General features: G+C 27.9%; 19 protein-coding genes. 17 read left to right on the top strand and 2 right to left on the bottom strand.

The annotated features are described in order from the left end of the window. The first annotated feature begins 86 nt into the window (after window positions 1-86). The 16 genes from KQI36_RS03455 to spoVAE all read left to right on the top strand — a co-directional run bounded on the left by KQI36_RS03455 (window position 87) and on the right by spoVAE (window position 15970). The gene (locus tag KQI36_RS03455) at window positions 87-740 is read left to right on the top strand and encodes a sugar transferase (protein ID WP_216449612.1); all 654 of its coding nucleotides are present in this window, start codon (window positions 87-89) and stop codon (window positions 738-740) included. Then, entirely contained in the window at window positions 741-1448 is a 708-nt protein-coding gene (locus KQI36_RS03450) for a WecB/TagA/CpsF family glycosyltransferase (RefSeq protein ID WP_216449611.1), read from the top strand. Window positions 1449-1613: 165 nt separating this feature from the next. Continuing rightward, complete coding sequence (locus KQI36_RS03445; RefSeq protein WP_342357372.1) at window positions 1614-2723, top strand: glycosyltransferase; 1110 nt, start codon at window positions 1614-1616, stop codon at window positions 2721-2723. 426 nt (window positions 2724-3149) lie between these two features. Further along, window positions 3150-3587, top strand: a complete 438-nt coding sequence (locus tag KQI36_RS03440; RefSeq protein WP_010293013.1) for a MarR family winged helix-turn-helix transcriptional regulator — start codon at window positions 3150-3152, stop codon at window positions 3585-3587. Between the two features lie 46 nt (window positions 3588-3633). Then, window positions 3634-5064, top strand: a complete 1431-nt coding sequence (locus tag KQI36_RS03435) for an MFS transporter (RefSeq protein ID WP_216449609.1) — start codon at window positions 3634-3636, stop codon at window positions 5062-5064. Between the two features lie 260 nt (window positions 5065-5324). Then, window positions 5325-6896: a histidine ammonia-lyase gene (gene hutH / locus KQI36_RS03430; protein WP_010293010.1), complete on the top strand. Its 1572-nt coding sequence runs from the start codon at window positions 5325-5327 to the stop codon at window positions 6894-6896. Between the two features lie 29 nt (window positions 6897-6925). Beyond that, window positions 6926-7822 (top strand): glutamate formimidoyltransferase, encoded by an 897-nt coding sequence (gene ftcD / locus KQI36_RS03425; RefSeq protein WP_216449608.1) that lies wholly within the window; start codon window positions 6926-6928, stop codon window positions 7820-7822. Between the two features lie 290 nt (window positions 7823-8112). Next, complete coding sequence (gene hutI, locus KQI36_RS03420; RefSeq protein WP_216449931.1) at window positions 8113-9348, top strand: imidazolonepropionase; 1236 nt, start codon at window positions 8113-8115, stop codon at window positions 9346-9348. A gap of 21 nt (window positions 9349-9369) precedes the next feature. Then, window positions 9370-10005 (top strand): cyclodeaminase/cyclohydrolase family protein, encoded by a 636-nt coding sequence (locus KQI36_RS03415; RefSeq protein WP_010293007.1) that lies wholly within the window; start codon window positions 9370-9372, stop codon window positions 10003-10005. Between the two features lie 194 nt (window positions 10006-10199). Then, window positions 10200-11951: an Eco57I restriction-modification methylase domain-containing protein gene (locus KQI36_RS03410; RefSeq protein WP_216449607.1), complete on the top strand. Its 1752-nt coding sequence runs from the start codon at window positions 10200-10202 to the stop codon at window positions 11949-11951. 491 nt (window positions 11952-12442) lie between these two features. Then, window positions 12443-12778, top strand: a complete 336-nt coding sequence (gene spoIIAA, locus KQI36_RS03405) for an anti-sigma F factor antagonist (RefSeq protein WP_010293002.1) — start codon at window positions 12443-12445, stop codon at window positions 12776-12778. Window positions 12779-12791: 13 nt separating this feature from the next. Further along, window positions 12792-13223: an anti-sigma F factor gene (gene spoIIAB, locus KQI36_RS03400; protein WP_010293000.1), complete on the top strand. Its 432-nt coding sequence runs from the start codon at window positions 12792-12794 to the stop codon at window positions 13221-13223. Window positions 13224-13232: 9 nt separating this feature from the next. Further along, window positions 13233-13988, top strand: coding sequence for an RNA polymerase sporulation sigma factor SigF (sigF, locus tag KQI36_RS03395; RefSeq protein WP_010292998.1), 756 nt, complete (start codon window positions 13233-13235; stop codon window positions 13986-13988). Between the two features lie 151 nt (window positions 13989-14139). Beyond that, window positions 14140-14586, top strand: a complete 447-nt coding sequence (gene spoVAC / locus KQI36_RS03390; RefSeq protein ID WP_010292997.1) for a stage V sporulation protein AC — start codon at window positions 14140-14142, stop codon at window positions 14584-14586. Between the two features lie 4 nt (window positions 14587-14590). Next, on the top strand, window positions 14591-15613 hold the full coding sequence (gene spoVAD / locus KQI36_RS03385; RefSeq protein WP_216449606.1) for a stage V sporulation protein AD: 1023 nt from the start codon (window positions 14591-14593) through the stop codon (window positions 15611-15613). Next, entirely contained in the window at window positions 15614-15970 is a 357-nt protein-coding gene (gene spoVAE, locus KQI36_RS03380) for a stage V sporulation protein AE (protein ID WP_010292995.1), read from the top strand. A gap of 31 nt (window positions 15971-16001) precedes the next feature. On the opposite strand, the gene KQI36_RS03375 is transcribed toward spoVAE, so the two are convergent. Then, window positions 16002-18446 (bottom strand): transglycosylase domain-containing protein, encoded by a 2445-nt coding sequence (locus KQI36_RS03375; RefSeq protein ID WP_216449605.1) that lies wholly within the window; start codon window positions 18444-18446, stop codon window positions 16002-16004. Between the two features lie 183 nt (window positions 18447-18629). Between KQI36_RS03375 and yunB the strand changes: the two genes are divergently transcribed. Beyond that, complete coding sequence (yunB, locus tag KQI36_RS03370) at window positions 18630-19262, top strand: sporulation protein YunB (RefSeq protein ID WP_216449604.1); 633 nt, start codon at window positions 18630-18632, stop codon at window positions 19260-19262. A gap of 44 nt (window positions 19263-19306) precedes the next feature. Here yunB and hpt read toward each other — a convergent pair whose 3' ends face one another. Next, window positions 19307-19831 carry a hypoxanthine phosphoribosyltransferase gene (gene hpt / locus KQI36_RS03365; RefSeq protein WP_216449603.1) on the bottom strand — a complete coding sequence of 175 codons (525 nt, stop codon included), beginning with the start codon at window positions 19829-19831 and terminating at the stop codon, window positions 19307-19309. Between the last annotated feature and the right edge of the window lie 101 nt (window positions 19832-19932).

Here is a 19932-nt window from a genome sequence, read left to right as displayed (position 1 = left end):
TAATCTTATAGAATTATAAAATTAAAATATGGCAAGTATTAAAATAAAGAATAAATGTTTATAAATAGATGATGTGGAGGGATACAATGGACGCAAATGACATAAAAATAGACGCTTATAGTGAAATTAGAGGGAAAGCTATACAGTTTGGGATAAAAAGAATTTCAGATATAATATTATCAATTATAGGTATATTAATATTATCTCCAATATTTATAATATTGTGGGCATGGATAAAATTAGATTCAAAAGGACCAGCACTTTTCAAACAAGTGAGAGTAGGTAAGGATGGTAAAAATTTCACTATATTGAAATTTAGAACTATGGTAGTTTCAGCAGAATCAAAAAGAGACTTAGAAATAGATCCTGAAAATATGAATAATTTTGTTTTTCAAAGCAAAAGTGACAATAGAGTTACTAAGAGTGGAAAATTTCTAAGAAAAACTAGCTTAGATGAAATACCACAATTATTTAATGTTCTTAAAGGAGATATGAGTCTAATTGGTCCTAGACCAGAGATACCTGATGTTGTAAAATATTATCCAGAAAGCTATTATCAAAGATTATTAGTATTACCAGGTATAACAGGACTTGCGCAAGTAAATGGAAGAGGAGAAATAGAACTTGGCAAAACTGTTTATTATGATTTAACGTACATAAAGAAGTTTTCTTTATTATTAGATATAAAAATATTATTCCAAACAGTTGTAAAAGTGTTTAAAAGTGAAGGGGCATTTTAAATGGGAATAAAATTATTAGATTATGATATTTTTTCAGGAACAAAAGAAGAGCTTATTAAAGAAGTTTTTTCAAAAGAAAAAATAAATATTGTATCTGGAAATCCTGAAATATTAAATCTAGGATTAAATAATAAAAAATTATTTGATTTTTTTACATCAGATAAATCAATAATAATTCCAGATGGAATTGGAACTATTATCGCATCAAAAATAGTAAAAAAACCTATACAAGAGAAATTGGCTGGAATTGAAATAATGGATGAAATAATTAAAGTTTGCAATAGGGAAAATAAAGGTATATATTTATTAGGTGCAAATGAAGAAGTTTTAGAAGACTGTAAGAAAGAACTAAAAGAAAAATATAAAAATTTAAATATAGTCGGAAGTCATAATGGATATTTTGAGATGAGCAACTGTACACATATTTTAGAAGAAATAGAAGAAAAGAAACCATATGCTATATTTGTAGCAATGGGTGCACCAAGGCAAGAAGAATTTATTATAAAGAATATGGAAAGTTTGCCATGTAGTATATATATGGGTGTCGGTGGAAGCTTTGATGTAATTTCTGGAAAAGTTAATAGAGCACCTAAATGGATGATAGATTGTGGATTGGAATGGCTTTATAGAACATTAAAAAATCCTTCGAGAATAAAAAGATTAGGTGTTATACCTAAATTTTTAATTACTACCATAAAAAATAGGTAGAATAGGGAGCATATTATGCTCTTTTTTTATAAAAGAATATAATATAATTTGACATTGTAACTTATTTTTAAAGTATAGATTATTATTTTAAAGTATTATATAATATACTGATTAAACTAAAAATATAAATTGCTTTTTATTTCTCTTTAAACTTTTTAGGAGGGGATTAAAATTAAAGTTTTACATATTATATCGGGAAATGATAATGGCGGAGGAGCCAGTCATATATTAAGTTTATGTAGCAAGGATAATAAGTATTTTGAAAATGTTTTAGGTTGTGTAGGAGAAGGGTATTTATCTAATAAAGTAAAAAATACAAATATAAACTATAAAATTTTTCAGAAGAAGGTTATAAATAATGAAATAGTAAAATATTCAGAGGAAAATGATATAGATATTGTTAACTTTCATGGAGCATCACCATTTTTAATACATTTTTTTATAAAAAATAAAATAAAATGTAAAACTGTAGCAACAGTTCATAGCGATTATAGATATGATTTTTTAAATAATAAATTTAAGTATTATTTATATACACCATTAAGTTCATTAGGGTTGAAAAGTTTTGAAAATTATATTACAGTTTCTGAGAATTTATTAAGACTTTTAGAAGAAAAGCAGTTTGAAGGAAAGAAAGCAGTAGTTAATAATGGTATAAGAATTAATAAATTTATTGAAAAAGAATCATCAGATCAATTAAAAAATAAATTTAAAATAAATGAAGATGATTTTGTTTTTGGAGTTATTGCAAGATTTCATCCTATAAAAAATCATGAAAATATAATTAGAGCATTTGCTAAATTTAATAATGATAATAAAAATTCTAAGTTGCTTTTATTAGGAGATGGAGAATCAAAAGACAGAATAAAAGAACTTATAGTAGAGCTGGACTTGGAAAAAGAAGTTATTTTAGGTGGATTTGTTGAAAATGTAGGGGATTATCTAAAAATATGTGATTGTACAATTATAGCATCTTATAGTGAAGGGGGAGCTCCACCATTAGCAATGCTTGAATCAGCAGCTATGGAAATTCCAGTCATAACTACCAAAGTTGGAGATTTGGAAAATATAATAAATTTTAATAATGGAATATTGATAAAATCACAAAGTGAAAAGGATATTTATATAAGTATGTTAGAGGCTTATGATAAGGGTGAAAATTTAAAAGTTTTAGGACATAATATTAAAAATTTAGTACTGAAAGAATTTACAATGAGTAGATTTTGGCAAAAATATCATAATTTTTATAAAGAAATTTTAAAGGACAAACACTAGGTAATTATCTAGTGTTTTTTATATAGTAATTTTATTCAAATTGTAAAAAAATTTTAAAAAATAAGACTAATACGGATATAGTTGACTAGTCAACTATACTGTGATATATTTTAAAAATAATTAATAAAGCAATTATAGGGATGCAATCTATAACTTAAATTTATACATCAAATTTTTATTATCAGTTGAGAAAAATAGGTACAAATGTAGTTAGTTAAGAACTATGAATTAAGAATTTAGGATGAAAGTAATGACCACAACTGTTCACTATTCACTCTTAACTAAAATAATCTGTTAGTTATTGAAAAAATACTAATTTGAGTTTTCTTATTTGATAAATAAATAAGTTTAAAATTTAATTTGAAACCCTATATATAAAGATAAAGTTAAATTTTAAATTTAAATGAAAAATAAGGAGGTGCATAGATGGATAAAAGAAGCTTTTTATTAAAATATGTGGCTATAATATATAGGGCATCTCAAGGATACATAGATGAAGCATTAAAAAAATACAATCTGAGTTTTGGAACCTACCCTTTTATTTTGGTTCTATATAATAACGAAGGAATAAGTCAGAATATCTTAAGTGAATATGTGAAAGTAGACAAATCTTTTTCAGCAAGAGCTATAAAAAAACTTATAGAAATTGGGTATGTACAAAAAATAGTTAATAATGAGGATTCAAGAGCTTATAAATTATATCTTACTGATAATGCTAAGGCTATAGTTCCAGGTATTTTAAATGAACTTGATGGATGGTTAAATATGATAACTGATGGATTAGAAGAAACAGAGAAAAAAAATGCAGAGTGCTTATTAGAAAATATGTACAAAAATGTTGAACAATTTAATACTAAGTATTAAATAGAGAGATAAGAATTTAAATTAATTGAGGAGGGTAAATTAAACTATGACAAAAGATGAAAAATATATACATAACAATAGATGGTTAATACTTGCTATAGTAGTTATGTCTCCATTTATGGCATGTATAGATAGCAGTATAATAAATGTAGCGTTGCCAATTATGGCAAAAGATTTAGGTACATCAATGGCAGGAATAGAACAAGTAGTTACAAGTTATCTTATAATAATTTCAGCTACAATACTTATATTTGGAAGACTTGGAGATATAAAAGGGAAAACCAATGTATTTAAATATGGTTTTTTAATATTTGTTTTAGGTTCTTTATTATGTGGTATATCAAATACATTAGATTTCTTAATATTTTCTAGAGTTATTCAAGCAATAGGTGCAGCGATGACTATGTCCACAAGTCAAGGAATAATAACTCAAATTTTTCCAGCGAATGAAAGAGGAAGAGCAATTGGAATATCAGGCACATTTGTTGCACTGGGAACATTACTTGGACCTCCTTTAGGTGGACTTATAATATCTGTAGTAAGTTGGGAATATATATTCTTAATAAATGTACCTATAGGTATAATAGCGTTTATAGCAGCATTAAAATATTTACCTAAAGATACGACAACTAGTAATCAAACTCTAGATATAAAAGGTGCATTACTTTTTTTGATATGCATAATTACATTATTCTGGGCAATGCTTACAGGTCAACAAATAGGATATGGGAACATAAAGATAATAATATCATTTGTGATAGCTTTAATATGTTTTGCTTTATTTATTAGGTTAGAATTAAAAATTAAAAATCCAATGGTAGATTTGTCTATATTTAAAAATAAAACTTTTTCAATTAATATATTCTGTGCTTTTGTAGCATTTATAGGGATTAGTTGTATAAATATAATTCAGCCATTTTATCTTCAGGATGTATTAAAGTTGTCACCTGCTAAAACAGGGTTTATGATGATGGCATATCCTATAGTATTAACTATTGTAGCACCATTAAGTGGATATTTATCAGATAAGATAGGAAGTAAAATACTTACACTAATTGGACTTGTTATAACAACTTTAGGGTTAATAGGAATGGCTACATTAAATGAAAAGTCAACTTTTGTAATTATTATTGCTATACTGGCTGTAGTAGCAGTAGGAAGTGGATTATTTCAATCTCCTAATAATAATTTAGTTATGTCTTCAGTGGAGAAAAGTAAATTAGGAATAGCTGGTGGAATTAATGCTCTTATTAGAAATTTAGGGTTTGTATTTGGTGTTTCAATTGCAACATCTATTTTGTATAACAGAATGAGTTATAAAATTGGTTATAGAGTATTAAGCTATGTAGAAGGAAGAGAAGATGTATTTATATATGGAATGAGATGGGTTTATATTGTTGCAGCAATAGGATGTTTTGTTGGATTTTTAATATCTTTAATAGATAAAACAAAATTTAAATCAAAAATAGGTAAATGAGATTAAAAACAAGGTTTAACTAGAGAGAGTTAAACCTTGTTTTTTTGTAAAAATAATTTATAACTTTACTAAGTTAAAAATATTCAGACAATTTAGTTTTTATTTTTTGAAGGGGAATTAAAAAATATAAAGAATATGTAGTATAAAGATATAAAATAAGAGTTAATTGCAAAATTTGGAAGTTTAGGGGATTATCTGAATTATATGCAATATTTTATCTAAATTTAGTTTATATATAAATCAAAAGGGGGCAATTAGATATGAGCAATGTTACAGGACAAGAAAAAGGTAAAACTATTTTAGAAAATGATAAAAAGGTTATTATAAATGGAAAAGATTTAGACTTACAACAAATTATAGATGTTGCAAGAAATGATTATTTTGTAGAGTTAAGCGACGAGGCAAAAGAAAGAGTCATAAAATCTAGAAACATAGTAGATAAAATAGTTGATGATGAAAAAGTTGTTTATGGTATAACTACAGGATTTGGTAAATTTGCAGATGTAACTATAACAAAAGAAGATTGTAAGACATTACAAAGAAATCTAATAATCTCTCACTCATGTGGATTTGGAGAAAATTTAGAAAGAGAGTATGTTAGAGCAATAATGTTACTAAGAGCAAACAACCTTTCAAAAGGATATTCAGGAATAAGGTTATCTACATTAGAAACTCTAATAGATATGATAAATAAAAAAGTACATCCATCAATACCAGAAAAAGGTTCATTAGGAGCTTCAGGAGACTTAGCACCACTTTCACATATGGTTTTACCAATGATAGGTGAAGGTGAAGCAGAGTTAAATGGAGAAATCTTGTCTGGAAAAGAAGCTATGAAAAAAGCTGGAATAGAAACAATAGAACTTGTTTCTAAAGAAGGATTAGCCCTTATAAATGGTACACAAGTTATGACAGCAGTAGCATCTATAACAACATATGATGCTATAAATTTATTAAAACTTAGTGATATATCAGCAGCAATGACTTTAGAAGCTTTAAGAGGAATAAAAGATGCTTATGATAACAGAACTCATAGAATAAGAAATCATTCAGGTCAACAAAAAACAGCTATAAATATATTAAACTTAGTAGATGGTAGTACATTTGTAACTCGTCAGGGGGAATTAAGAGTTCAAGATGCTTATACATTAAGATGTGTTCCACAAATACATGGTGCATCTAAAGATGCTATAAGATATGTTGAATCTGTTATAGAAACGGAAATAAATTCTGTTACAGATAATCCAATAGTTACAGAAGAAGGCGATGTTATATCTGGAGGAAACTTCCATGGACAACCAATTGCATTAAGTTCTGATTTCTTAGGAATTGCAATTGCTGAGGTAGCAAATGTTTCTGAAAGAAGATTAGAAAGACTTATAAACTATCAATTAAATGATTTACCTGCATTTTTAGTTAAACATGGTGGACTAAATTCAGGATTTATGATTACTCAATATGCAGCAGCAGCATTAGTTTCTGAAAATAAAGTTTTAGCACATCCAGCTAGTGTAGATTCTATACCATCATCAGCTAATCAAGAAGATCATGTTAGTATGGGAACAATAGCAGCAAGAAAAGCTAGAGATATACTAAAAAATGCTGAAAGAGTATTAGCTACTGAATTATTAGCATCATGCCAAGCTATTGATTTTAGAACTGATTTAAATTTAGGAAAAGGCACTAAGGCTTGCTATGATGCAATAAGAAAAAATGTAGGATTTATAGAGAATGATGTTGTTATGTATAAAGAGTTAGATAAGGTATTGGATTTAATAAAATCAGGCGAAATATTATCTGCTGTAAATAACATAGTAGATATAAAATACTAATGATATAAAAAATATTTGGGGGTAATAGTATGGCAAAAATTATTGAATGTATTCCAAACTTTAGTGAAGGAAGAGACAGAGAAAAAATTGAAAAAATAATGGACACTGTTAGAGGTAAAGAAGGGGTTAAATTATTAGATTATTCTAGTGATACAGACCACAATAGAAGTGTTGTTACATTGGTTGGAGAGCCAAGCAAAGTAGAAGAAGTAATAATAAATATGGCTGAGAAAGTTTATGAATTAATAGATATGAGCACACATGAAGGTGGACATCCTAGAATGGGAGCATTAGATGTAGTTCCATTTGTTCCAATAAGTGAAGTAACTATGGAAGAATGTGTAGAAATTGCAAATAGAGTTGGTAAAACAATAGGAGAAAAGTTTAATATACCAGTATATCTATATGAAAAAGCTGCTACAGCATCACATAGAGAAAACCTAGCAAAAGTTAGAAAAGGACAATATGAAGGATTCTTTGAAAAAATAAAAGAAGAAATGTGGACACCAGATTATGGTCCTAAAGAGGTTAATGTTAAAGGTGGCTGTGTTGCAATAGCAGCAAGACAACCATTAGTAGCTTTTAATGTAAACTTAGATACATCAAATGTTGAAATTGCAGATAAAATTGCTAAAACAGTAAGACATTTAGGTGGTGGATTAAGATTCGTTAAGGCTATGGGAGTTATGTTAGAAGAGAGAAATATAGCTCAAGTTTCTATGAATCTTGTAAACTATGAAAAGACAGCAGTTTACAGAGCTTTTGAAATGATTAAAATGGAAGCAAAAAGATACGGTGTTTCAGTAGTAGGTAGTGAAGTTATAGGGCTTGTACCGATGAAATCTTTAATAGATTGTGCAGAATATTATCTTCAAATAGAAAACTTTTCAATGGATCAAATATTAGAAAAAAGAATTAGTGAATAGTTTATAAATTTAGGCATAAAAAATAAATAATAGACTAGTATTCTCATTTATTTAACAGGAATATTTGGTATAGTATTTGTATTTATATGCTTTCATTTGAAGATGTATAGGGTTCTAAGTTGACTTTAAAGTTTATATTTTAAAACTTGGATACCCAAAAGAGTGAGACATGCTCGGGAACACTCTAGATTCAGTAAAACTCTTTAAAAAAGTTATTTTTAGATTAAGATATAACTTTAAATAGGAGCTTGTCTTGCTATATATTTAAAATTGAGGTGTTTAGTATGTCAATGATAATAAAAGAAATTGACTGTTTGGTGACTTGCAAAGGTAGTCATAGAAAGACCAAAGGTGATATGAATAATGCTCATATCATAGAGAATGGATATATCATTGTAAAAGATGATATTATAGTTGAAGTTGGACAAGGCGATGGATATAAAAAACATTTAAATGATTGTGATAAGTTAATCGATGGAAAAGGAAAAACTGTTACACCAGGACTTATAGATCCTCATACTCATTTAGTTTATAGTGGATCGAGAGAAAAAGAATTACCATTAAAATTAAATAAAGTAGGATATATAGAAATTTTAAATTCTGGTGGTGGGATTTTAAGTACCGTTGAAAATACAAAAAAGGCTTCATTACAGGAATTAGTTGATGAAAGTAAAAATAGATTGGATATAATGCTAAAATATGGAACAACTACTGTTGAAAGTAAATCAGGATATGGTCTTGATTTAGAAACAGAGCTAAAAATGCTTAATGCAAATAAAATTTTAAATGAAAGTCATCCAGTAGATGTAGTTTCAACTTTTATGGGATTGCATGCACTTCCAGCAGAATTTAAAAATAATAGAGAAGAGTTTTTAAAAATTGCAAAAAAAATGATTCCAGAGGTTGCAAATAAAAATTTAGCTGAGTTTATAGATTGTTTTTGTGAAGATGGTGTATTTTCAGTAGAAGAGTGTAGAGAATTTTTAGAAGAAGGAAAGAAATTTAATCTTATACCAAAGGTTCATGGTGATGAGGTTGAACCAATGGGAGGAGCAGAACTTGCAGGAGAAGTTAAGGCAATTTCTGCAGAACATCTTATAGCAGCAAGTGATGATGGAATAAAGGCTTTAGCAGATAATAATGTAGTAGCAGTATTACTTCCTTCCACCGCTTTTTACCTTATGGTTGGAAGTTTTGCAAGAGCTAGAGATATGATAGAAAATGGCGTTACTGTTGCCTTAGCCACAGATTGTAATCCTGGAACATCACCAACTGAATCTATGCAAGCAGTTATGACATTTGCAGCATTTGGCATGAGGATGTTCCCAGAAGAAATAATAAATGCAATGACTATAAATGCAGCAGCAGCAATAAATCGTGAAAAACAAATTGGAAGTATAGAAGAAAATAAGAAAGCAGATATAGTTATATTTAATTCTAAAAATTTAAATTACCTAATTTATCATTTTGGTATAAATGCAGTAGACAAAGTTATAAAAAATGGTAAAATTGTTGTTGGAAATTAATTAGGGAGGCGAAAAGAAAATATGTTAGATAAAAAAACAATTAGAGAATTTATGAGTGAACTTGCATCAAATTCACCTGCACCGGGTGGCGGTAGTGTTTCAGCAGTATCAGCATCATTAGCAGCATCATTAGTATCTATGGTATGCAATTTAACAATAGGAAAAAAATCTTATGAAGCACTTAGTGAAGAAGAAAAACTTCAAGTAGATAATAGCTTAAAAGTTTGTGATGTTGTTAAAGATGAATTCTTAGATTTAATGAATGAAGATACTGAAGTATTTTTAGAACTTATGAAAGCATTTAAAATGCCTAAAGAAAGTGATGAAGAAAAAAAAGCTAGAAGTGCTAAAATACAGTTGGGTTATAAGGGTTCATTAGAAGTACCTTTAAAAACTGCTAAAAAGACATTTAGCTTATATGATTATATATTATCAGTTGCTAAATATGGAAATAAAAATGCAGTTTCAGATGCTGGAGTAGCGGCATTAATGGCTCAAAGTGGGCTAGAAGCAGCTATATTAAATGTAAAAATTAATGTAACTTCCATAAAAGATGAAGAATATGTGAAAAATGTAAAAACAGAAATAGAACATTTGGTTAATGACGGAAGAGCAAGAAGAGATGAGATATTAGCTATAGTTGAAAGTAAGCTATAGAAATTAATTTAATAAATTTAGGAATATAAAAAAGTCATTTTAAAATAGAAAATTAAATCTATTTTAGAGTGACTTTTTTTGTATCATTTTGATATAAACCCTTTTATTTACAGATATACTTCAATAATTTTACAAATTATGATATACTAAATTAAGGAAATTGTTTGAATATTGAGAAAAGATGAGGGGAAGTTATGGACTTTGATTTTAAAAGGCAAGTTATGGAGTTATATAATCTTTTAATAACTCCAATTGATGAAATTTTTAAACAAACTGCCATAGTGAAATTTAAAAAAAATATTAAATTAAAAGAAGATGATTTGATTGGAGAATATTATTATGAAGGGTTAAAAGAAAATAAAGAAAAGGGGATTGTATATACTCCATATCCAATAGCTAAATATATAGTTGAAAGCAGTATCACTAAAGAAGATGTGATAAATAATCCATATATTAAAGTAGTAGATCCTTCTTGTGGTGTTGGTAATTTGATTATTCCATGTTTTACACACCTATATAAAGTGTATAAGGAGAACTTATCTAATATAAATAAAGTTAATGGTATCAATATTTTGGAAAAAGATATAACTAGACATATTATAGAAAATAATTTATATGGATTTGATATAGATGAAGTGGCATTAAAAATTTTACAAATAGATTTGTTTAGTTGTAGTAATTATATATATGATAAAAATCTTGGCAATAAGGACTTTTTATTTTTAGAAGAAGATTTAAGATTTGATATATTTATAGGAAATCCTCCATATGTAGGACCTAAACAAATAGATAAAGAATACTCGTTAAAATTAAAAGAACGATTTAGAGATATATTCAAAGACAAAAGTGATTTATCGTATTGTTTTTTTAAAAAGTCATTAGACTTATTAAGAGTAAAAGGAAAATTATCATTTATAACATCACGATATTTTTTAGAATCATCTAGTGGTAAAGAATTAAGAAAAACATTAAGAGAAAATACTCACATAATAAGAATAATAGATTTTTATGGGGTCAGGCCTTTTAAAGGTGTAGGTATAGACCCAGTAATTATTTTTATAGAAAAAGAAAAAAATAGTTTAAGGGATGTGGAAATTATAAAACCGCTATCTGATAAAGGTCGTAAGGATGATAAATTTTATAACTCTTTATTTTTAAACCAGGGAGATGCTTATAAAAAATTTTTAATAAGTGAGTCTACATTAAATGGAGAACGATGGATTTTAAGAAGCAATGATATAAAATCTATTGTAGAAAAAATAGAAAGTTTTTGCCAGTTTCAATTATCAGATATCTGTACTAGCCATCAAGGCATTATTACAGGGTGCGATAAGGCTTTTGTTGTTGATGAAGAAACTATAAAATGTGAAAATATAGAAAAGGAATTATTAAAACCTTGGATAAAAGGAAGCTTTATAAAGAAAAATCAAGTAGATAGAAGAAAAAATTATATAATATACTCTGATTTAATAGAAGATGAAGAAATGCAGCCTAATGCAATAAATCATATAAGACAATATAAAGAAAAACTAAGTAAAAGAAGAGAGTGTATAAAAGGGGTCAGAAAATGGTATCAACTTCAATGGGGAAGAAGTAAAGAAATTTTTGAAGAAGAAAAAATAATATTCCCATTCAAGGCATCTGCTAATAAGTTTTCTTTAGATAATGGTAGTTATTTTAGTGCCGATGTTTACGCATTAAGACTTAAAGAAAATAAAAATTTTAGATATGAAGACTTATTGTTTATATTAAATAGCAAAATTTATGATTTTTATTTTAAAACTTTTGCAAAAAAACTTGGAGAAGACTTATATGAATATTATCCTAATAATCTTATGAGATTATATATACCTAATATTAAAGGAAAAGAGCTTTCAAATGAGCAACAATTATATGAATATTTTAATTTTAATGATAAAGAAATTGAATTAATAAATGAACAATAAAATTGATGTGAAATGTTATTGTTCATTTATAAAACTATAGGCAAATAATCTGCAATTTAAATTTATTTATTGAGCGAGAAAATTTCAATTAATATTTTACAGATAGTTAAAAGTTATTTTAGTTAAGAGTTAAGGCGTTCATTATGCACTATGTTTCTGATAATTCTAACCGTAATTTTTTATTTTATATAAATTTATAAAGTAAATTATATTATTAAATTGAAAGAGAAATAGGGCTTCAATTTATATAATAAATGTTATTGCAAAGTCTTATTTATAAATTCTATAATATTAAAAAATATTGGATTAAGTTAGAAAATGTTTTATATTTTGCTTATAAAAAATAAGTTTTATTATAAAATAATAGTAAAATAATGTAAAAAATTTAAATTTGTGTTATAATGTTTTTGTAATATAACAGATTTAAAAGAATATAATAATAAGTTAAATAGATTAATATTAGAATTTCAGTAATGGTTGGAGGGAATATTATGCAATTAACATTTGAAAAGTTAAATGAAAAGTTAATAGTAAAACTTAACGGAGAGCTTGATCATCATAGTGCTTCAGAACTAAGAAATAAGATAGATGACAGGATGGATATGGAAGGAACTATGAAACTTATATTAAATTTTTCAGGAGTATCTTTTATGGATAGCTCAGGTATAGGAGCTGTTATAGGAAGATATAAAAAAATATCTATGCATGGTGGAAGTCTATGTGTGACAGATTTAAAACCTTCTATAAAAAAGGTTTTTGAGTTGTCAGGTTTATTTAAAATTATTGATGTTTATGACAATGTTGATGAAGCATTAAAGAATGTTTAATGGAGGGATTAAGATGAGTCACAATAGAATGAAAATAGAGTTTTTAAGTAAATCTGAAAATGAAAGCTTTGCAAGAGTTGTAGTATCAGTGTTTGCAGCTCAATTAGATCCAACAATAGAGGAGATAAATGATATAAAAACTGCTATATCAGAGGCGGTTACTAATGCTATAATACATGGCTATGAGGAAGATTCAACCAAAATGGTTGAAGTAGAGGCGACTATAGAAGGAAATGAATTGACTGTAATTGTTGTAGACAAAGGAAAAGGGATAAATGATGTAAAAACAGCTAGAGAGCCACTATTTACCTCAAGACCAGACTTAGAAAGGTCAGGTATGGGATTTACTGTTATGGAGACTTTTATGGATAGTTTAGAGGTAATATCAACACAAGGTGAAGGAACTAAAGTTATTATGAAGAAAACTTTTAACTCAGCAGTATAGGTGACTAATATGGGGGAAAAAAATTATAAGGTGAATAATTATAATTACGATGATAATATGGAGCTTATAAAAAAAGCTAAAGGTGGCGATAAGGAAGCTCTAGATTTTCTAATTGAAATGAATTTACCACTAGTATCTGCATTAAGTAAGAAATTTTTAAATAGGGGCTATGAGTATGATGATATATTTCAAATTGGCTGTATAGGCCTTGTAAAAGCTGTAAATAATTTTGATGATGGGTTTAATGTTAAGTTTTCAACTTATGCAGTTCCAATGATTGTAGGAGAAATAAAAAGATTTCTAAGAGATGATGGAATAATAAAAGTAAGTAGAAGTATAAAAACTGTTGCGAAAAAGATACATTATGATAAAGATACACTTGCAAAAAAATTAGGAAGGGATCCTACAATAGAAGAATTATCTAAATTTTCAGAAATACCTAAAGAAGAAATAATCACTGCACTAGAGGCATCTAATAATATGCAATATTTATATGATACTATTCACCATGATGATGGTGCACCAGTATTATTAATTGATAAATTAAGTGAAGATTATGAGGAAGATACAGAGGTTTTAGATAAATTAGCATTAAAAGAAGCACTAAGTAAATTAGATGCAAAATCAAGACAAATTATTATGTTAAGATATTTTAAGGATAAAACACAAGTTGAAGTTGCTAAAATGCTAGGTATAAGTCAAGTTCAAGTATCTAGAATAGAGAAAAAAGTATTGAAAATTATGAAAGAAAAATTAAGTGGTTAAGATGTAAAAATATCTTAACCACTTTTAATTTTTAGGTATAAAGTTTTAAATAAGATTATATTTTATTTTAATAAATCTTATTAAAGAATAATAGTAAGATTAGTTACTAATAATATATAGAAGAATAATAGTTATAAAAGAGGTGAACTTTATGAAGGAAAATAAACTGAAGAAAAAATTTCATCAGTTATATGAAGAAGAAACTCCTAAACCAAATTTAATAAAAAACTGTTTTAGAGCATTTTGGACAGGAGGATTAATTTGCACTATAGGTCAAGTAATATATAATGTATTACTTCGATTTGGAATATCTGTTGAACAGGCTAAAGTATATTTACCTATAATAATGATATTTATAGGAGCTAGCCTAACAGGAATTGGTGTTTATGATAAAATTGGTGATTATGCAGGTGCTGGTTCTGTAGTACCAATAACAGGGTTTGCTAACTCTGTAGTATCTCCAGCTATTGAATTTAAAAAAGAAGGTTATGTTTTAGGTGTTGGAGCAAAAATATTTACAATTGCAGGTCCAGTTTTAGCATATGGAACAACAGCTTCAGTAATATTAGGACTTCTATATTATTTTATTAGGTGGTGATTTTTTGGCAATCAGAATGGGAAAGCAAACAGTAAAATTAGAAAGTAAACCTAAAATTCTTTCTACATATACAGTTGTAGGTCCTAAAGAAGGAGAAGGGCCATTAAAAGATTATTTTCACGAAATATTAGATGATGATATGTGTCAGTGTGAAACCTTTGAAAAAGCAGAAAGTAAAATACACTATTCAGCCGTTCAAGGTTGTATAAAAGATGCAAATGTAAAAGAAAGTGATATAAACTATATATTTAGTGGAGATTTATTAAATCAATTATTTTCCTCAAGTTTTATGGCTAGAGATCTTTGTATACCGTTTATAGGCATGTATGGTGCTTGCTCTAATATGACAGAAACTCTTTCAGTTGCAGCTATGGCTGTAGAAGCTGGATGTGCTAATTATGCTATCGCATCTACATCCTCGCATTTTTCGTCAGCAGAAAGACAATTTAGAGTTCCATTAGAAATGGGAAGTCAAAGAACGCCTAGTTGTCAATGGACTGTTACAGGAGCCGGAGCAATGATGCTAACAAATAGAAATGTTAAGCATAAACCACATATTACATATATTACAACAGGTAAGATTAAAGATTATGGGATAACAGATCCTAATGAAATGGGAGCAGCAATGGCACCAGCAGCAGTAGATACAATTAAACAACACTTTGTTGATACAGGTTTAAAACCTAATTATTATGATTTGATTGTTACTGGAGATTTAGGTAGTATAGGAAAAACAATAACAGAAAAGCTATTATTAGAATATAAAATTGATGTTAAAAAAAATTACATTGATTGTGGTGCAGAAATATTTGATTGTGAAAAGCAAGATACCAATTCTGGAGGCAGTGGTTGTGGTTGCTCAGCAACTGTTATGGGAAGTTATATTTACAAGAAGATGATTAAAGGAGAATTAAAAAGAGTTCTCTTAGTTTCAACGGGAGCACTTTTAAATTCTATATCAACCCTACAAGGTGAGACTATACCAGGTATTGCACATGCTGTAGCTATTGAAATGGATGGTGATTAAATGAATGAATATTTATCTGTATTTATAGTTGGTGGAATAATATGTGTTATTGGTCAAATATTAATGGATACAACTAAGTTAACTCCAGCAAGGATATTAGTTTTGTTTGTTACAGGTGGTGTTATATTACAGGGCCTTGGAATATATGAAAAAGTAGTGCAAATAGGAAAGGCTGGTGCTACTGTACCACTACCTGGCTTTGGGTATTCGCTAGCAAATGGTGTAATGAAGGCTGTTGACAAAGATGGCTTTCTAGGAATATTTACTGGTGGTGTTCAAGGTGCAGCTGGAGGAATAAGTGCAGCTATTGTATTTGGATATATAATGTCAGTTTTATCTAATGCTAAAACAAAGTAGAGCTTTGAATTTCAAAGCTCTACTTTGTTTTTTAAAATAATTTTCTATTACTAGATTTATTTTTATTTGAATTGGAATTCTTGTCTTTGTCTTTATCTTTATCTTTGTCTTTGTCCTTATCCTTATCCTTATCTTTATTTTTATCCTTGTCTTTATCGGTAGTCTTATAAGATGTTGGATCTGTTTCAGTAGGGACTAACCATTTTGAATCATTAAGAAATACATATGAATAATAATCCCTAGTTATAAATACTCCTGTTTTTATTTTGCTTTTTGGTGTATTTTCAGATGGTAAGTAATATTTTCCATCAGCACCTAAAACATATTGAGACTCTACGTGAATATTATCTAAAGAAGAAGGTTGAGTGCCGTCAATAAATAACTCTGAGTATACACGATTGCCTCTAGGATCTTTATAAGATAATTGTGTAGGAAGAGTACCTGAGTCTCTACAGATATCTACACTGACAATTCCATCAGGACGTGCTAATTCCGAATATTCTAAGTTCCTATGAGCAGCAGCCATAACTCTACCCCAAAGTGCAGCAGGTTTATCACTGTTCATATTATAAATTGGGGTATAATCATCATTTCCAATCCATACTGCAGCAGAAAGATAAGGCGTTAATCCTGCAAAGGTTAAATCAGTAGAATCAGAAGCAGTACCAGTTTTACCTCTAACTTCCATATTACCAAAAGCGGCACTAGGACCAGTTCCAATTACAGGTTCTTTTAGCATATCATAAACTATATATGAAGCTTGAGATGATAAGACAGTGTTTGTTTCAATTTTATTTTCTAAAATTACTTTTCCGTGTCTATCTAATACTTTTGTATATAATCTTGGTTTAGTGTAAACTCCATTATTACCAAAAGTTCCATAAGCTGCAGATAAGGCTAATGGATTTGTTCCAGCTAAACTACCACCATCTAGCTGTCCTAAAGCTAGAGCTGAAATTGAGCTTTTATCTGTTTCATCTAGTTGAATTCCAAAATTTGTGCCATATTTTGCAGAAACATCAAGACCAATAGTGTCTGTTACTTTAGTAGCAACTGTATTTCTAGAACTACGTATAGAATCTCGTAGTGTCATATAACCTTCATAGTCTAATTGCGCATTCTTAGGATCATATGGAGGATCTCCATATTTTGAACCTATTGAAGTTGGAATTGGAGAATCTTCAATCATTGAACCAGCAGTTAAAATCTGCTCATTTATAGCTGGAGCATAGACTGTAAGTGGTTTTAATGAAGAACCAGGAGAACGTAAGAAATTTTCAGAAGCAGCTCTATTATAAGAGTTTGGTTCTTGCTTACCACGGCCACCAACAATACATTTAACATCACCAGTTTTATAATCCATGATTGTTGCTGATGCTTGTAAGTTTGGATTATCATTAATATTTAATATAGATCCATTAGAATCATTTACTATTTCTTGAACCTCATTTTGAAGTTCTGTATCCATAGTGGTATAAACTTTATAACCACCATACATTAATTTATCAAGTGCTTCGGATTTAGAAATTTTATAAATCTCTACCATATCATCCACAACTTGATTTATGGCAGGTCTTGAAAAATATTCAAAATTCATTCCATTGTTAGAATTAATATTAAAATCAAATGTCAAAGGGTCTTCAATGGCAGCATCATATTCTGTATTAGTTATTTTGCCAAGTTCTAACATTTTATCTAAAACAGTTTTTGTTCTAGGAGAATCAAAAGGTATATTATTTTTAAAGTTTTCATAAGCATTATAATAAGACACAGATGGATTCTGTGCAGCGCCTGCTATAAAAGCTGATTGCTTTAATGTTAAATCCTTTGAAGATTTATTAAAATACATTTGAGATGCAGCTTCTACACCATGGGAAGTTCCACCTAAGTATATAGTATTCATATAAGATTCTAAAATCTCACTTTTACTAAGTTCTTTTTCAAGCTTTAAGGATAAGTACATTTCTTGAACTTTTCTTTTTATGGATGTTCTATTTTCTAGAGAATCTTCTAGAAAATATCTATATTTAACTAACTGTTGAGTTATAGTAGATGCCCCTTGTAAATTACCTTCAGACATGCCAAAGATGATTTTAACATCTTGAAATATTGCTCCACCTATTCTTCTAAAATCAATACCTTTATGAGAATAAAAACGTTCATCCTCTATACTAACAAAAGCATCTTTTAAATTTTCAGAAGTTTTATCTATATCTATAGATATTCGTCGCTCTGGAGTTAAGAATTCATCTATTAGATTACTTTTAGAATCATATATAGTAGAAGTTTCCTCAATATCAAGGAACTTTTCCACATCTATTGTTGGTGCAGTTTTTATCATACCGTAAACTACGCCAGTACCTATTGCTGCACATGATAAGAATAATATAATAAATACAATAAATATACCTTTAAGTATTTTTTTTCTACTTGTTTTATTATTTTTATTTTCAACCGTAGGCTTTTTTTCACTCATAAGCATCCTCCTTAGGATTATTCTGTTGATTATCATTTTTGTATTATATCATACTATATAAAATTAATAAAATTTATAAAATTATTCTTTATATAAATAATAGTACATATAATTTATTATTACTATTTTACTAGAAAGTAAACATATTAAGAAAATTTTATTAAAAAAAGGGGATAATTGTATATGAAAAAATACATGAAATTAAAAATAGTAATGGTAATTATATTTATATTTACCATACTTAGTTCATTTATATATTATTTTGATGAAATTATATTACCAAGTGTTCTTGCAATTTGTGATGGAGAAATGAGAGCAAGAGCAGTGCAAGTCATGAATAAATCTATTTTGGAAAAATACGTAAATGAATTTGATTATGAAGATATTATTAAATTTCAAAAAGATGAAAATGGGAATATTGTATTGGTACAAGCAGACACATTAAAGATGAACAAAATTGCTAATGAAGTATCTTTAGAAATTCAGGAAGAATTAAATAATTTAAGTTATCAAGATGTAAAAATTCCAACTGGATATATAACTAAGAATAATATATTGGCAAATTTTGGACCTAAAATAACAGCTAAAATGCAACCGATAGGGCATGTAGAAACAAAATACAGTTCAGATTTTGAGACAGCAGGTATAAATCAAGTAAGACATAAAATATATGTAGAAGTAAAAACAAATATTAAAGTGATATTACCTATGGCTAATGAAGATGTACAAGTTGCTACTCAGGTACCTATAGCAGAAACGATTATAGTAGGAAAAATACCTGAAACTTCAATACAAATGGATATGAATAAACAATAAAAAAACGAGTGATTTTTCACTCGTTTTAAGATTAAATAAATTAATTATGATTCCCAATTAAATATGTAAGGTATGTTTCTATAATAATCACCATAGTTTAAACCATAACCAACTACAAATAAATCTTCAATAGCAAATCCGCAAAAGTCAGGTTTTATACTTACTTTTCTTCTTGATGGTTTATCAAGTAAAGAACAACATTTAACAGAATTTGCACCTAAGCTTTTTATATGATTTACAACAAAATCCATTGTTATCCCACTGTCAATAATGTCATCAACAATTAAAACGTCAAAGCCTTCTATATTGTCAGGAACATCATTAACAACTTTAACAATACCAGATGATTCTTCATTATGACCATAGCTAGAGGTTGTCATAAAACCTATTTTTGTAGGAACAGATATATATCTTACTAAATCAGCAGCAAATATAAAGCTACCTCTAAGAAGTGATAAAACATAAAGTTTTTTTCCTTCATAAGCTTCAGAAATTTCTTTTCCTAGTCTAGCATTTGCTTTTTCAATTTCTTCTTTAGAAAATAATACATTAACTTTTTTGTTTTCCATTTGAACACGCCCCTATATAAATATTTTGTTTGAATTTATTGTTTAATTAATGCTTTTAAAAATAATATATACGTTAAATATTATGCCCTTAGTGTAAATAA

The organism is Clostridium senegalense, from assembly GCF_018916625.1.
Lineage (GTDB): Bacteria > Bacillota > Clostridia > Clostridiales > Clostridiaceae > Clostridium_J > Clostridium_J senegalense.
Note: the sequence above shows the minus strand (reverse complement) of the source record. Positions and strands in the feature narration are given on the sequence as shown.

What these genes read in the sequence shown, in the direction of transcription:
- KQI36_RS03455 (WP_216449612.1), top strand. Translation starts at nt 87, where the DNA reads ATGGACGCAAATGACATAAAAATAGACGCTTATAGTGAAATTAGAGGG.
- KQI36_RS03450 (WP_216449611.1), top strand. Translation starts at nt 741, where the DNA reads ATGGGAATAAAATTATTAGATTATGATATTTTTTCAGGAACAAAAGAA.
- KQI36_RS03440 (WP_010293013.1), top strand. Translation starts at nt 3,150, where the DNA reads ATGGATAAAAGAAGCTTTTTATTAAAATATGTGGCTATAATATATAGG.
- KQI36_RS03435 (WP_216449609.1), top strand. Translation starts at nt 3,634, where the DNA reads ATGACAAAAGATGAAAAATATATACATAACAATAGATGGTTAATACTT.
- hutH (WP_010293010.1), top strand. Translation starts at nt 5,325, where the DNA reads ATGAGCAATGTTACAGGACAAGAAAAAGGTAAAACTATTTTAGAAAAT.
- ftcD (WP_216449608.1), top strand. Translation starts at nt 6,926, where the DNA reads ATGGCAAAAATTATTGAATGTATTCCAAACTTTAGTGAAGGAAGAGAC.
- hutI (WP_216449931.1), top strand. Translation starts at nt 8,113, where the DNA reads ATGATAATAAAAGAAATTGACTGTTTGGTGACTTGCAAAGGTAGTCAT.
- KQI36_RS03415 (WP_010293007.1), top strand. Translation starts at nt 9,370, where the DNA reads ATGTTAGATAAAAAAACAATTAGAGAATTTATGAGTGAACTTGCATCA.
- KQI36_RS03410 (WP_216449607.1), top strand. Translation starts at nt 10,200, where the DNA reads ATGGACTTTGATTTTAAAAGGCAAGTTATGGAGTTATATAATCTTTTA.
- spoIIAA (WP_010293002.1), top strand. Translation starts at nt 12,443, where the DNA reads ATGCAATTAACATTTGAAAAGTTAAATGAAAAGTTAATAGTAAAACTT.
- spoIIAB (WP_010293000.1), top strand. Translation starts at nt 12,792, where the DNA reads ATGAGTCACAATAGAATGAAAATAGAGTTTTTAAGTAAATCTGAAAAT.
- sigF (WP_010292998.1), top strand. Translation starts at nt 13,233, where the DNA reads ATGGGGGAAAAAAATTATAAGGTGAATAATTATAATTACGATGATAAT.
- spoVAC (WP_010292997.1), top strand. Translation starts at nt 14,140, where the DNA reads ATGAAGGAAAATAAACTGAAGAAAAAATTTCATCAGTTATATGAAGAA.
- spoVAE (WP_010292995.1), top strand. Translation starts at nt 15,614, where the DNA reads ATGAATGAATATTTATCTGTATTTATAGTTGGTGGAATAATATGTGTT.
- KQI36_RS03375 (WP_216449605.1), bottom strand. Translation starts at nt 18,446, where the DNA reads ATGAGTGAAAAAAAGCCTACGGTTGAAAATAAAAATAATAAAACAAGT.
- yunB (WP_216449604.1), top strand. Translation starts at nt 18,630, where the DNA reads ATGAAAAAATACATGAAATTAAAAATAGTAATGGTAATTATATTTATA.
- hpt (WP_216449603.1), bottom strand. Translation starts at nt 19,831, where the DNA reads ATGGAAAACAAAAAAGTTAATGTATTATTTTCTAAAGAAGAAATTGAA.